At 71.7% G+C, this 12393-nt stretch carries 14 protein-coding genes; 2 read left to right on the top strand and 12 right to left on the bottom strand.

Annotated elements, in window-relative coordinates:
- From MOV08_RS02395 to MOV08_RS02375, 5 genes are all read right to left on the bottom strand, one after another.
- Window positions 1–816, bottom strand: a complete 816-nt coding sequence (locus MOV08_RS02395) for an ABC transporter permease (protein WP_275305960.1) — start codon at window positions 814–816, stop codon at window positions 1–3.
- Window positions 813–1418 carry an ATP-binding cassette domain-containing protein gene (locus tag MOV08_RS02390; RefSeq protein ID WP_275305959.1) on the bottom strand — a complete coding sequence of 202 codons (606 nt, stop codon included), beginning with the start codon at window positions 1416–1418 and terminating at the stop codon, window positions 813–815. The genes MOV08_RS02395 and MOV08_RS02390 overlap by 4 nt, the downstream gene beginning before the upstream one ends.
- Before the next feature lie 240 nt (window positions 1419–1658).
- Window positions 1659–2051 (bottom strand): nuclear transport factor 2 family protein, encoded by a 393-nt coding sequence (locus MOV08_RS02385; protein ID WP_275305958.1) that lies wholly within the window; start codon window positions 2049–2051, stop codon window positions 1659–1661.
- Window positions 2052–2182: 131 nt separating this feature from the next.
- On the bottom strand, window positions 2183–3145 hold the full coding sequence (locus tag MOV08_RS02380; RefSeq protein WP_275305957.1) for a nitronate monooxygenase: 963 nt from the start codon (window positions 3143–3145) through the stop codon (window positions 2183–2185).
- A gap of 23 nt (window positions 3146–3168) precedes the next feature.
- Window positions 3169–3912: a class I SAM-dependent methyltransferase gene (locus tag MOV08_RS02375; RefSeq protein ID WP_275305956.1), complete on the bottom strand. Its 744-nt coding sequence runs from the start codon at window positions 3910–3912 to the stop codon at window positions 3169–3171.
- Between the two features lie 1121 nt (window positions 3913–5033).
- Between MOV08_RS02375 and MOV08_RS02370 the strand changes: the two genes are divergently transcribed.
- Entirely contained in the window at window positions 5034–6239 is a 1206-nt protein-coding gene (locus MOV08_RS02370; RefSeq protein WP_275305955.1) for an NAD(P)/FAD-dependent oxidoreductase, read from the top strand.
- A 161-nt stretch (window positions 6240–6400) separates the two neighbouring features.
- Here the strand turns inward: MOV08_RS02370 and MOV08_RS02365 are convergent, their stop codons facing one another.
- From MOV08_RS02365 to MOV08_RS02340, 6 genes are all read right to left on the bottom strand, one after another.
- Entirely contained in the window at window positions 6401–6775 is a 375-nt protein-coding gene (locus MOV08_RS02365; protein WP_039629086.1) for a hypothetical protein, read from the bottom strand.
- A gap of 269 nt (window positions 6776–7044) precedes the next feature.
- Entirely contained in the window at window positions 7045–7575 is a 531-nt protein-coding gene (locus tag MOV08_RS02360; protein ID WP_039629084.1) for a hypothetical protein, read from the bottom strand.
- 244 nt (window positions 7576–7819) lie between these two features.
- Complete coding sequence (locus MOV08_RS02355) at window positions 7820–8800, bottom strand: FUSC family protein (RefSeq protein WP_275305954.1); 981 nt, start codon at window positions 8798–8800, stop codon at window positions 7820–7822.
- A 315-nt stretch (window positions 8801–9115) separates the two neighbouring features.
- Window positions 9116–9334, bottom strand: coding sequence for a hypothetical protein (locus MOV08_RS02350; RefSeq protein ID WP_338057128.1), 219 nt, complete (start codon window positions 9332–9334; stop codon window positions 9116–9118).
- Window positions 9335–9358: 24 nt separating this feature from the next.
- Window positions 9359–9616, bottom strand: coding sequence for a hypothetical protein (locus tag MOV08_RS02345; protein ID WP_275305952.1), 258 nt, complete (start codon window positions 9614–9616; stop codon window positions 9359–9361).
- Window positions 9617–9697: 81 nt separating this feature from the next.
- Entirely contained in the window at window positions 9698–10348 is a 651-nt protein-coding gene (locus tag MOV08_RS02340; RefSeq protein WP_039629079.1) for a response regulator transcription factor, read from the bottom strand.
- Between the two features lie 221 nt (window positions 10349–10569).
- Here MOV08_RS02340 and MOV08_RS02335 point away from each other — a divergent pair, with 221 nt between their 5' ends.
- Window positions 10570–11058 (top strand): universal stress protein, encoded by a 489-nt coding sequence (locus MOV08_RS02335; protein WP_275305951.1) that lies wholly within the window; start codon window positions 10570–10572, stop codon window positions 11056–11058.
- A gap of 18 nt (window positions 11059–11076) precedes the next feature.
- Here the strand turns inward: MOV08_RS02335 and MOV08_RS02330 are convergent, their stop codons facing one another.
- Complete coding sequence (locus tag MOV08_RS02330) at window positions 11077–12297, bottom strand: sensor histidine kinase (RefSeq protein ID WP_275305950.1); 1221 nt, start codon at window positions 12295–12297, stop codon at window positions 11077–11079.
- Window positions 12298–12393: the final 96 nt, after the last annotated feature.

The raw sequence follows: 12393 nt of genomic DNA, 5'->3' as shown, positions 1-12393 counted from the left end.
TCATCGCGTACCGTGTGCCGGCCGGCGGCGGGTCGGTGTCCGAGGGCGCCGGGTCCTCGGGAAGGCGCTGCGGGTGCGGCGGTGGAACGCCAGCAGGGCCAGCAGCGCGGCACCGGCGAACCACAGCGCCTGGGCGGCCAGGCAACTCGTCATCGCGCCGTTCGTGAACCCCGCACCGGCGGCGGCCTGCATGCTCCCGTAGGACGGCAGCAGCCGGACCAGCGGGCTGTTGGCGCCGGTGTTGGCGATGGGGTTCTGCAGCGCGACGTCGATGACGCTGGTCATCACCATCGCGAACATGCCCTCGACCTCCCGTCGCAGTACGCACCCGAAGAGCACGCCGAGCGCGCCGTAGGTCATGGCGTCGCAGAACAGCGCGGTGGCCAGCAGCGCCGGCTGGCGCGGGATCCAGGCCGCGCAGGTGACGGCGGTGGCGTAGACCGACACGGCAGCGCAGGCGAGCGCCAGCGAGGTGGTCTTGGCCAGGGCGAGGTGGATGCGCGGATGGCCTGCCATGGCCAGTCGTCGGTCGAACCGTCCACCGTTGAAGGTGGCGGCGAACATCATGAACCCGGCGATCAGGGTGACGGCGTTGAGGGCGCCGGTGATCTGGGAGAGCTGGTCGCCGGGCGGGGAGAGGAACTCGCCGGTGGAGTTGAGTCGGATGGGCGCGGGTTTGTCGGGCAGTGCCGCGTGGGCGAGGGTCACCCATGCCGGGACGTAGAGGACGACCAGGAACATGGCGAACCGGTTGCGGGCGTGGACGATCAGGTCGTACCGGGCAGCCGTCACGAAGAAGGTCAGGTGCCGCCTCATGCCGCCGCCTCCGCCCGCGGGCGCAGCACTCCGCCCTCCAGGTACCACAGCTCGTCGAGGCGACCGGTGTCGTAGGCGAGGTGGGACACGACCAACACGGACCGGCCGGCCTCGCGCAGCCCGGCCGCGAGGTCCCAGAACCGCCGGTAGGTGTCCCAGTCGAAGCCCTGGTAGGGCTCGTCCAGCAGGAGCACCTGGGGATCGTGCATCAGGGCGAGGGTGAGGTTCAGCTTCTGGCGGGTGCCGCCGCTGAGCACTCCGGCGCGTTCGTCGGCGTACTCGGAGAACCGCAGCACCTCCATGAGGCCCTCGGCGCGGCACAGATCCGGGAGGTCGAAGGCGGTCATGAAGAACTTCAGGTGCTGACGGACGGTGAGGGCGTCGTTGAGGACCGCGTCCTGCGGGCAGTACCCGAAGCGGCCGCGGTGGACGACGACGCCGCGCTGCGGACGCAGCTCACCGGCGAGGATCTTCAACAGAGTCGACTTGCCCGCGCCGTTCTCGCCCACGATGCCGGCCACCACGCCCCGCCGAAGGCTGATATCGATCCCGCGCAGCACCACGCGACGCCCATAAGCATGGTGCACACCTTTGACGTCCAACGCACTTACCGCCCCCACCCCACAGCGACAGCCCTGCATCAACAGCGTCACATGTCCAACGAGTGGCGGCCGCTCGCAGCCCCTCATGCGGGGGCTCGGCAGCCCGATGTCCGCATCAATACCCGGCAATGAGCAGACATAATCGGAATTCCGGGAGCGGCGGACGCGGAGGCGTAGGTGGTTTTGATATGGCGTCATATTCTGTTGTGGCTACTGGGAATTGAGGGAAACCCTCGCCCGTCATGCGTCTTGGACGAGGGTGCCCTGATGGTAGACGGTGCGCCACCCGTCGCTCGCCTGCTGCCAGATCGTTGACCTGCGAGTTCTCCGCCCGTTGAGCACCAGGGTGTACGTCAGGAGATAGAGATCGGCGGCCAACTCCCGGCAATGGAACTCGGAGGTCTCCCACTCCTCGACGGGTGGCTCCTGAGCGCGCTCCTCAAGGACATCGAGAACATACGCGCGGCTGTAGCGTTGCCCTGAGGCACCCGTTTCCCAGAAGTCGGGCGCCGTCATGGCCTCGAAATCGGCCCGCGTCGTCCCGAACTCCGGCCTGTGGAACAGTGGTTCCCTGCGCATGAGTTCGGCGAGCACACCGTGTAGCCGTTCATCGGTGACGCGATCGGGTTCCATCCTCAATTGCTAACAGATCGCAGTCGGCCCGGCATGTGAATTCGGGAAGCGTCCTGCGCCTGTACCGCTCCCAGGTATGTGTCGTGGATCCCTCGTCCTAGGCCCACGTCGAGACAATGTCACAGCTCCGGTCAGGGGCGTCCTGCCCGGGCCAGGGCCCTACCCGCCTCGGCGGCCAGGGCGGGGACGAGATCGGCCGCCGGCGGCAGGTCGGTGACGAGGTCGATGGCCTCGCTCGCCCAGACGGGCAAGGGGGTCACGGCGCCGCGCGTGACATCGTCCTGGTAGGCGAGGCGGGCCGCCGCCGGGTCCGCCGCGAGTTCCGCTTCCCGGCCCCGCCATTGGTCGAGGTGCGGGTGACCCAGTGTGCGAGCCGTGTACTTCGAGGGCCAGCGGGAGCTGCGGGCGATGTCGAGGATGCGGTTGCGTTCCGTGTCCTGCCCGCGTCCCCGGACCAGTGCCTCGGCGATCGAGGGGTCGACCAGCGCCTCGGCCGTTGCCTGGAAGCGGGTGCCGATGAGCGCCCCGGCGGCGCCGAGGACCAGTGCGGCGGCCACGCCGCGGCCGTCCGCGATCCCGCCGGCCGCCAGTACCGGCACGCCGTTCGCCAGATCCACCACGACCGGCACGAAGGGCAGCGTGGACCGCCCGTGCCGAGCGCCGTGCCCACCGCTCTCGGTGCCCTGCGCCACGATGACGTCGGCGCCCAGGTCCACCGCCTGCCTGGCCTCCTCCAGGTCGGTGACCTGCAACAGCACCGCCGCACCGGCCGCTCGGACACGCTCGACGTAGGGGGTCGGATCCCCGAAGGAGAACATCACCGCTCGGGGGCCGTACTCCAGTGCCTGCTCGATCGCCGCGACGCTGGTCGCCCAGGTCTGGAAGCCGACACCCCAGGGCTTCCCGGCCCCGGCCGCGATCGGCAGCTCGCGCGCCAACCACTCCGACTCCCCGCCCCCGGCGCCCAACAACCCGAGCCCGCCGCCGCGCGAGACGGCCGCCGTCAGCTCACCGCCGGCCGATCCGCCCATCGGAGCCAGTGCGATCGGGTGCGGCACACCGAACAACGTGGTGAACGCCGTGGACAACGTCATGACTGCCATGAACACCTTTCCCGTCAGGAGGAGGAGACCGGCGCGGTGGCGCCGGGTGTGTCAGGTGCGCCGGACGCGGGGACCGCCGCTCTGTCCGTGCCGTGCTGCGGTTCCACGCCGGACGGCGGGAGTTGGGCGAAGGTCGAGCTGGCGCGTCGGACGGCAGGGGCGAGGTAGCGCTCCGGGCGGCGCCAGTAGGCGATCTGGAACCCGTCGGTGAAGTCGTGCGGGATGGCGAAGGTCAGCACCGTGTGCGCGTCGAGCGCCTCGACCACCTCGGACAGCGGGGTGAAGCGGACGTGTTCGAACTGCCGGATCTCCGGCAGGTACTCCTCCAGCAGCCACAACTCCCGGAGATGCGTCGGGTCCCAGGTGAAGACGACCTGACGGCCGGCGACCCGCCGCAGTTCGCTCAGCCCACGGCGCAGATCGGGCCAGTGGTGCACCGTCATCACCGTCGTCACCGCCATCGCGGCGTCGAACGCACCGTCCTCGAAGGGGAGTTCCTCGGCGCCCGCCAGAACTTTCCGCGAGCCAGGATGCTGGTCGAGCATGACCTGCGAGGGGTCCACCGCGGTCACCTCCGCGTCCATCGGCTCGTAGGAACCGGCAACCGCACCGGCGTTGACGACCGTACGCGCCCCGGCCAGGGCACCGCGGATCAACGCGGCCAGACGCGGGTCCGGTTGCCGCCCCCGACGGTAGCCGATGCCGATGCGGTCGTCCGTCGCCGTGGCCGGACTTGCCCCGGCAGCAGAAGCAGTCATGCCCTCGATCCCACCAGGGCGATCGCCCGTCGGACGAGGGATTTAATCTTGGCCGAATGTTGGTACTCCGGCTCGATCTGGACGGCCTGGCCTCCGTCCGCTTCGCGTGCTCCCCCTCCAAGAGACGGTCCAGAGCCTGCGTGCCTGGCGGAGCCCGGTCCGCTTCGCCGCCCATCAGCCCCTCCTCCGGCAGTCCGCCCCGCTCCTCAGGCACCTCGACTGGCCCCTGCTGCAGGCACCGGTCGGGCCCAGCCGGCTGATCGCCGACTTCCTCACGCCTCATCCGCCGGCGCCCAGCACCGACATCGACGACGAATTCGCCGTCCTCCGCTCGACGCCGCCCGACCGCGTGACGAGCGAGCTGCTCCAAGCCGCCGACGGCCGCCCCCTGCACCCGCTGCTCCAGGAGGCCCGCACGGACCCCGACGGCCTGCTGACGCGTATCGCCGACGCCCTGCACACCTACTGGCTCCTCGTGATCGCACCGTACTGGCCACGCATGCACGCGGTGCTGCGCGCCGACAATCCTCCACCGGGCCCGGCGCCTCGCCGACGGCGGCGCGGCCGCCCTGTTCGCGGACATCGACCCGCATCTGACCTGGCAGTAGGGCATCGGCACCCTGGCCGTCGACGCCTTCCCCGCCGAACACCACGACCTCGCCGTGGACGGGCGCGGCGTCACGCTCACCCCCCTGTTCTGCGACCACGCCGTCACCCTCGTCGATCTCGACCTGCCACCCCGCATCTGGTAGCCCGCTCGCGGCCTCGCCACGGTCTGGCACACCCAGACATCCGCCCCACGCACCGACCTGGCAGACCTGCTCGGCCGCACCAGCGCCCGCATCCTCACCCAGCTCGCGGAACCCGCGAGCACCACCGACCTGGCCCACCGACTGGCCCTCAGCGGTGGTCGGCCCGCTCTTCGTAGTTCGCGGGGCCGACGACGAGAGCGGCTGGCGGTGCCGCCTCGGTTCGCCGTGTGCGGTGCGTCGCGTCACCGTGCGAACCCACCGGGCCCGCGGGCCGAGCCCACGCTCGCGAAGTGAGCCGCGTCACATGCTGTCACAGTCGTCGACCCCACGGTGTCTTGAGGCCGGAACTCTGGAAACGAAGGAGACACCATGACCGGGAACACCGAGGTGGTCGTGATCGGCGGCGGTTACGCCGGAGTCATGGCGGCCAACCGCCTGACGCAGCGCAACGACGTGACGGTGACGCTGATCAACCCGCGCCCGACCTTCGTCGAGCGGATCCGCCTGCACCAGGTGGTGGCCGGCAACCACGACGCGGTCGTCGGCTACCGGGAGATCCTGCCCGACGGCGTACGCCTGGTGCTCGACACCGTGACCCGGATCGACGCGGCCGGGCACAACCTGGCGCTGGCGACCGGCGACACGCTCGGCTACGACTACCTGATCTACGCGGTGGGCAGTGGCAGCGCCGATCCGCGCGTGCCCGGGGCCGCCGAGTTCGCCCACCCGATCGCCAGTCTGGAGGAGGCGCGGCGGCTGCGGCCGGTCCTCGCCGCCGCGCCCGCGAAGGCCCCGGTGACGGTCGTCGGCGCCGGTCCGACCGGCATCGAGACCGCCGCCGAACTGGCCGAGTCCGGCCGCTCCGTGACCCTGGTCTGCGGCCGGGTCCTCGGCCCCTACCTGCACCCCAGCGGTCGGCGCTCGGTCGCCGGGCGACTGGCCCGACTCGGGGTGAAGGTCGTCGACGGCCCCGACGCGAAGGTGACGGCGGTGACCCGCGGCGCCGTGCGGCTCGGTGACGGCCGCACGCTGCCGAGCGAGGTGACCATCTGGACCGCCGGATTCGGCGTGCCCGACCTGGCGGACCGCAGCGGGCTGAGCACCGATGCCCTGGGGCGACTGCTCACGGACGAGACGTTGACCAGCGTGGACGACGCGCGGATCGTCGCGGCCGGGGATTCGGCGGCGCCGTCGGACCTGCCGTTCCGGATGAGCTGTCAGGCCGCGGGGCCGCTGGGCGCCCAGGCCGCCGACACGGTGCTCAGCCGGATCGCGGGGGAGCGGCCCGCGACCCTCACCGTGGGGTTCGCCGGCCAGTGCATCAGCCTGGGGCGTCGGGTGGGCATCTTCCAGTTCGCCAGCAAGGAGGACGTCGCGAAGAGGTACTACCTGGGCGGCCGAGCGGGCGCGAAGCTCAAGGAGTTCATCTGCGCGGGCACCGTCAAGCAACTGGTGGACGAGGGGCGCAAGCCCGGTTCCTACCGCCTGCACAGGATGTTCAAGGAGGGCAAGCGCCAGGAACTGCTGCGGGCCGGGCGCGGCGGGACGCCCGTCACCGCCGAACGCGGCGTCTAGCCAGGCATGGTGGCCGGCCCGTTCGACGGCCGACGGTGCGGGGCGGGCCGTGCGCGTCCGGGCTCCTCGTGATCGGACCCGGGGTGCGCAGGGACGGAGTTCGGGCCGGTCCCCCCGGGGAGCCGGCCCGAACGCACGACGCCTGTGGCGCCGGGCCGTTGCTACGGGCGGACCAGGAGGATCGAGTTGATCGGCGTCAGGTCCTTGTCCACGTAGTAGCCGACGCCGAGGTAGCCCTGGCAGTCGCCGGTTCCGTTGACGCCGGTGCAGGTGCGGGCCGTCGCGCCGTCCGTCTGGTTGTTCAGGACGTAGTGCTGCCCGAACTGGTTGTGGAGGTTGTGGGCCCCGTAGCTGTAGAAGGCGAGCGACGGACGGTCGCCGTTCCACCCGGCGTTCTGCGGGTAGACGCACACCGCGCCGGACGGGCAGCCGTGCAGACTGCCCGCGGCCGGGGCGGCTTCGGCGCCGGTCGCTCCGACCACGGCGAGCGCCGCCACGGCACCCGCCAGCGCGCCGGCCTTGATGATCTTTCGCATGTTCTTCCCCCTTGCGGTCCGGTGGCGCGACCGCCCGACTCCCCGCCCGCGGGCGGCGTGAGGGGGCCCATCGCGGCCGCAACATCGCTGTTGCACAACGGATTCTGCACGAAATGCGGCGCAACGCGCTATTCACTCTTTAGGGTGAATGTGGGGATGGGTGGCGATGTGGGGACGGCGGGTCGGGCGGTCGGCGGCGGGGGCTGGACGGGTCAACGGCTCTGCCTTGGCGGTGAGTTGGCGTGCGAGACCGGGTGATGCGGGCGCGGTCAGGCCCGGGTGGGCGTGCCGGCGGCCAGGCTCGCCCGGATCGACGCCGCGGTGTGGCACAGCAGGTAGCGAGTGCGGATGGACGCCGCGAGGACGGGGTTCAGCAGGTCGTCGGGGCCGGTCAAGCTCAGTGCGACGGCGCGCTCCGGCGCTTCCGGGCACGGCACGACGGTCGCCAACTCGGCGGTGTGCGCGTCCGGCTTCGGAGCGAACACACAGCGACCGTCGTGCGGCAGGGCCAGTGCCTGCGCCGCCGCGCAGGCGGGCGGCAGCACGTCACCGGTCGCAAGCCGCTGCGGGCTGTTGTCGGGCCGGAACACATGATGGATGATCTGGGCGCCGCGCGGATGGGCCACGGCGAGCCGGACGCTCATTCCGCTGCGCGCGGCCAGTTCGTCGGTCCAGATCATGGCCGCGGCCCGCAGGCAGTTGTAGTCCTGTGGCGGGGCGGCGGCCCGGTCGTCGAGGTGCTGCGCCGCCAGCCGCAGGGTCGAGACGGCACGGCGCAGCACGGTGGTTGTGCGGTCCATGGTGAACAGCTCCTCACCTGGGTTCGACGCGGATCCGGTCGTCGACCGGTCCCTCGGTCCCTTCCGCCACCGTAGGGGCCGGGCCCGGGTCGTGGTGTCGGCCGTCCGGAGGGACGGGAGGCGGACGCGAGGGGGGCCGGTCGGTGGACGTGCCGGGCCACTGATCGGTGGACGGGGGTGTCCACCGATGACGTGTCGCCGAGGACCCGAACAGCTCGGCCGCGACGCCGGCTTCGGGCCGTCGTCAACCCACTCGGACGTTGGCGGGCCACAGCCAGCGGTGCGCCAGCACGGTGATCAGCCCGCCGAGGAGGTTGAGCGCCACCCGGACCACGGCCGCGTACCAGGGCACCGACTCGTCGAAGTCGCTCAGCAGCAGGAGCAGCACGGGCGAGGCCAGGGCCCAGTAGGCATAGTTGGCGGGGCGGAAGGCGTAGGCCGCGGCGCCGGAGACGCCCACCACGGCCGCCACCGCGTACGCGCCCGGGTGGGCCAGCAGCAGCCCGGCAGCGACCACCCCGCCCACGCTGTTGCCCAGCACCCGCTTCGCGGACTTGGTACGCGTGCCCTCGGGAGTGGGTTGGAGCGTCAACAGCAGGGACGTGACCAGCCAGTGGCCCTCGCCCCACAGCGAGCCCTGCCAGCCGGTGGCCACCGTGGCGGCCCCGCTGAGCAGCGCCAGTCGGCCGGCATGGCGCACGGTGGCGGTCGAGGAGCCGGTCGTACGCGCCGGGCCCGGCGTGCCGCCCGGAGTCGTGGCCGGGCGGAGCGGCAGCAGCAGGGCGGCCGTCCACAGGCAGCCCACCAGTTGGGCAAGGCCGGGCAGCACCAGGGGATGCGCACCGTCGCCGGTGATGCCCACCAGCAGCACGGCGAGGGCGGCGGTGGTCCCCATCCGGGGCAGCAGCGCGCCGACGAACGCCGCCACCGCCACCCCCGGCGCCAGGGCCGCCACCCCGCTGCCCGCCAGGGCGACGAAGACTCCGGCCGCGGTCACCCCCACCGTGCGGACCGCCAGGCAGCGAGCCCGTTCGGCTCGGCCCGCACCGCTCGGGAAGGGCATCGCCACCAGCACCGCGGGCATCGCGACCGACGCTCCGGTGGCCGGATGCCCGGCCCAGGCGCCCACCACCAGTGGCGCGGCCAACGCCGCTCCGGCCGCGACGCCGTCGGCGTACCGGGGTCGTCCCTCGGGCCGCAGCAGGGCGGTGACCGTATCCGACACCACGCGAACCTTCGAACGGATCACCACGGCACCACGGTACGGGCTCAGTTGCGGCATCACGTGAGGGCGCGCCTCCTTCGGCAGGAGGGTCGGGGCGTCTGCGGTTCGGGCACGGTGAGGGGGTGTCCTGGGTGGCCGGATGAGTCGGCGGGGGCGGCATCGGATGGGCCGTGGTTCACCGCCCTTCGGACACCGGATGGTGTTGCGAGCAGGGCGGCGGCCACCACCACGGTGGACAGTCGGCCCCGGTCGTGACGACCAGGACCAGTGCGGCGACTGCGGGCAGGACGAACACAGAGCGCCGACTCGCCGCGCTCACGATGACGCCGCCCAGGGCGATACCGGCGCGACGCCCATCCCGCCGGCCGCGTAGAACGGCGACAGCGCGCGCTTGACCGCGTCCGCCGGCACGATGTCGCCCACATACGTGACCGAGGTGGGATTGACGCCGCCATAACAGGCACCGGTCAGTGCGCGCGCCACCAGGAACACCGGCAGGGACGGGGCGGCCACCGACACGGCCCCGCCGAGCACGGCGCCGGCCAGGGCCGGTCGCAGTCACCGGACCCGGCCGAACCGGTCCGAGAGCATGCCCCAGGCAGGCTGCGGACAGCCGTACGCCAGGAAACAGGCGCTGGCCACCGCGACCGCCGCGGACAGCCTGGTGTGAAAGCCGGCGGCGACGGCCACCAGCACGGTCGTCATGGCGAACCGGTCCAAGGCCGACCAGAATCTCGCCGTCACCAGCACGAACGGCATCCGGTCCGGCCGACCGGGCTGCCGTGTCGGCGGTGCTGCCTGCTTGGCCGGGGCCATGATTTCACCGTAGCGGTGCCGGTCCGTGTGCTCATCTCCAGGCCGGACCGGTGCCGGTGACGGACCGCTTCGAGCGGGCCGTCACTCCAGCAGGCGCCGCCTCATCGCCTCGGCGACGGCGGCGGCCCGGTCCGAGACCCCCAGCTTCTCGTACAGCCGCTGGGTGTGGGTCTTGACCGTGCTCGCGCCCAGATACAGCTCCGCCGCCACCTGCGGGATGCTCTTGCCCTCGGCGAAGCCGCGCAGCACCTGCCGCTCGCGCTCGGAGAGGACGGGCGTGTCGCGATCGGCCCGCATCCTGATCTCCTCGGCCAGCCCACCGGACGCGTCCTCCGAGATCACATGGCCACCCCGGGCGACCTTCAGCACCGCTTCCACGATCCGGGTACGCGGAGAGTCCTTGCCGAGATAGCCGTAGGCACCCTCCTCCACGGCCTGGTACACGACCGCGCTGTCCGTGGTGGCGGTCAGCAGGAGCGCTCGGGTCGGCAGTCCGTCGCGGGTCATGGCGTGGATGACGGCGATGCCGTCCATCGACGGCAGCCGGTAGTCGAGTACGGCGACCTGCGGGCCGAATTCGCGAACCGCCTGGAGCGCCGACTCGCCGTCCTCACATTCCGCCACCACGTCGATCTGCCCGCTGAGCTGGAATCCCCGGCTGAGTCCCTGGCGGTAGACGGGATGGTCATCGGCGATCACCACGGTCACCGGCCTGCCGGAATCGGTCTCCATGCCGTCACTCCCGTCAGGTGCGGAAACGGGAAACAAGCACCTGAAGCACAACGTAACCGTCGGTCATGGAGATCACAAAAGCTGGACCGGGGAGGGGGGGCGAAAGCCGGGCGGGGGGGGAGGGGGCGCCACCCGTCCGATGGCCCGTTCGGCCGATCCGCCCTGGGGCGAACCGTCACTATCGTGAAATTCGAGGAAAAAGGGATGAGGAAGGATCACCCATGATGAACACGACGAATGCGGTGCGCCGCGTGGTGGTCGGCGTCAACGGCTCGGTCGGCAGCTCCCGCGCCCTGCGACGGGCCGCCGACGAGGCACGTCGCCACCACGCACAACTCTGCCCGGTGATGATCTACTCCTCCCCCCAGGGCGACTACATCGACATGCTCTGGCCGCCGGACGCGGAGACGGAACACGAGCTCGCCAGCGACGCCCGGCACCGCCTGGCCGGCATCTGCCACCGCGTCCTCGACGAGCAGGGGGACGATCCGTGCTGCGCCCCCGTGGTGGCCCGCGGCCCGGTCGGTCCGCTGCTGGTGCAGGCCGCCGACCACGACGGCGACCTGCTGGTCATCGGCGGCGGCTCACGGGGCATGCTCAGCCGCTTGATCAGTGGCTCGGTGGGGCGGTACTGCGTGCGGCACGCGGAGGGCCCGGTGCTGGTCGTACCCGACGAGGAGTCCGCGGACGAGGCATCCGACGCCGCCTGAGGAGGCTGGGCAGGTCGCTCAGGACGGAAGTCGCACCTCGACCGTGGTCGGACCGCCCGGCGCACTGTCCACCTGCCACTGTCCGCCCGCACTCTCCACCCGTGCGCAGTGGCTCGCCAGGCCGATATGGCCCTCGTGCAGCCGCTGTTGGGCAACGGCCGGGGTGAATCCCCGGCCGTTGTCGTGCACGGCGAGCACCGTTTCGCCGCACTGCGTGCGCAGGTGCACGGAGACCTCGGTGGCCCGTGCGTGTTTGACGACGTTGGTCAGCAGCTCACGTGCCACGGAGTAGAGCAGTTCCTGGTGGGCGAGCGGCGTGGGTGCCTGGATGTCGTACTCCACGCTGAACCCGCCGCGCTGGGCGCATCGTTGGCCCATGGCTTTGAGGGCCGGCCCCAGGCCCTTCGTGGACAGCGCCTGCGGGTGGAGATCGACGATGATGCCGCGGATCTCCCCGATGGTCGTGCGCAGCTCCGCACGGATCCGGGTGAGCAGGTCGCCACCGGCCCGTTCGGGCACCTCGTCCAGGTCCTGCACCGCGACCGTCAGGGTCTGCACCGGCCCGTCGTGCAGCGCGTCCGCGAGGTCGCCGCGCTCGCGGCTCTCCGCCCGGAGGGCGTCCTCCAGCAGCAGTTCACGGGATCTGAGCAGGTCATCGATCCGTTGTGTGCGGCGGTTCAACAGCTTGGCGATGACGACGGAGGCCAGCACGGTCCACAGCAGGTACGTCTGGTCCGACATCACCGACCAGGTCCAGTCGGCGCGATGCGTCGGCAGGCCCGGAACGGACATCACGGTGTAACCAGCCACGCAGATGAGGCCGAAGACCGCGGTCACCACAGGCAGCTGCCAGAGGACGGTGGCCATCGGCCACATGAAGTAGGCATAGCGCACGGCTGAGTTCCGCCCACCCGACACGGCAGCCAGGGCAGTGATCAGCGTGAGGTCGACGACCAGTGCGGCCGCCGCGCCGCGCGCATCGGTGACCGGCCACCGGTACACCCACAGCAGGCGGCCTACCGCCCACAGCGCATAGCCGGCCGCCAGCAGGCCGAAGGGGAGCGCCGCGACGGAACGGCCGGCCTGCAGCCCGGCCGGGACCAGCGGCACCAGCATCATCAGGCGGACCCACGCCACGTGCCGGGAGGTCTCCGCCGCCGTGTCACCTGCTGTTCCCCGGGACCACGGCGGCAGCGGAACGAGGCGCCCGCGGGGGCGGTCGCTTCTGCGACGGTGCATGGTGCGACATTACCGAACGGCTGGCCAGCGGGCCGGCGATGACGGGCCGTCGGTTTCAGTTCGCACGGCGACCGGTCGCCGACCGCACGCCGTACG

This window comes from Streptomyces yunnanensis, from assembly GCF_029011865.1.
Lineage (GTDB): Bacteria > Actinomycetota > Actinomycetes > Streptomycetales > Streptomycetaceae > Streptomyces > Streptomyces yunnanensis.
This window is presented reverse-complemented; position numbering and strand designations above follow the sequence as displayed.

What these genes read in the sequence shown, in the direction of transcription:
- MOV08_RS02395 (WP_275305960.1), bottom strand. Translation starts at nt 816, where the DNA reads ATGAGGCGGCACCTGACCTTCTTCGTGACGGCTGCCCGGTACGACCTG.
- MOV08_RS02385 (WP_275305958.1), bottom strand. Translation starts at nt 2,051, where the DNA reads ATGGAACCCGATCGCGTCACCGATGAACGGCTACACGGTGTGCTCGCC.
- MOV08_RS02380 (WP_275305957.1), bottom strand. Translation starts at nt 3,145, where the DNA reads ATGACGTTGTCCACGGCGTTCACCACGTTGTTCGGTGTGCCGCACCCG.
- MOV08_RS02375 (WP_275305956.1), bottom strand. Translation starts at nt 3,912, where the DNA reads ATGACTGCTTCTGCTGCCGGGGCAAGTCCGGCCACGGCGACGGACGAC.
- MOV08_RS02370 (WP_275305955.1), top strand. Translation starts at nt 5,034, where the DNA reads ATGACCGGGAACACCGAGGTGGTCGTGATCGGCGGCGGTTACGCCGGA.
- MOV08_RS02365 (WP_039629086.1), bottom strand. Translation starts at nt 6,775, where the DNA reads ATGCGAAAGATCATCAAGGCCGGCGCGCTGGCGGGTGCCGTGGCGGCG.
- MOV08_RS02360 (WP_039629084.1), bottom strand. Translation starts at nt 7,575, where the DNA reads ATGGACCGCACAACCACCGTGCTGCGCCGTGCCGTCTCGACCCTGCGG.
- MOV08_RS02345 (WP_275305952.1), bottom strand. Translation starts at nt 9,616, where the DNA reads ATGGCCCCGGCCAAGCAGGCAGCACCGCCGACACGGCAGCCCGGTCGG.
- MOV08_RS02340 (WP_039629079.1), bottom strand. Translation starts at nt 10,348, where the DNA reads ATGGAGACCGATTCCGGCAGGCCGGTGACCGTGGTGATCGCCGATGAC.
- MOV08_RS02335 (WP_275305951.1), top strand. Translation starts at nt 10,570, where the DNA reads ATGATGAACACGACGAATGCGGTGCGCCGCGTGGTGGTCGGCGTCAAC.
- MOV08_RS02330 (WP_275305950.1), bottom strand. Translation starts at nt 12,297, where the DNA reads ATGCACCGTCGCAGAAGCGACCGCCCCCGCGGGCGCCTCGTTCCGCTG.